The sequence below is a fragment of the Actinomyces sp. HMSC075C01 genome (genome assembly GCF_001812965.1).
Classification (GTDB): Bacteria; Actinomycetota; Actinomycetes; order Actinomycetales; family Actinomycetaceae; genus Actinomyces; species Actinomyces acetigenes.
This window is the reverse complement of record NZ_KV810990.1, coordinates 1-218: the sequence shown is the minus strand read 5'-3', so window position 1 is coordinate 218 and position 218 is coordinate 1. Positions and strand designations below refer to the sequence as shown.

The following is a 218-nucleotide window of genomic DNA, read 5'->3' as shown; positions in this document are numbered from 1 at the left end:
CATGACCTGCTCGGCCCGCCTGCCCGTCTACGTCATCATGATCTCCTTGACGGTCGACAGCAAAGCCAAGGTCGGCCCCTTCGGGACGCGCGGCCTGGTCATGTTCGCCCTCTACCTGCTGGGCGCGGTCTCCGCAATGGCAGCCGCCTGGGTGGTCAAGCAGCTCACCGACCGCGGCAGCATCCTGCTGCCCTTCTACATGGAGATGCCGCCCTACC

Annotated in this window: 1 pseudogene; it reads left to right on the top strand. The window is 66.1% G+C overall.

Going from position 1 to position 218, the window contains the following annotated elements:
- Nucleotides 1-218, top strand: a pseudogene (locus tag HMPREF2883_RS06515) (ferrous iron transporter B); the annotation flags it as partial.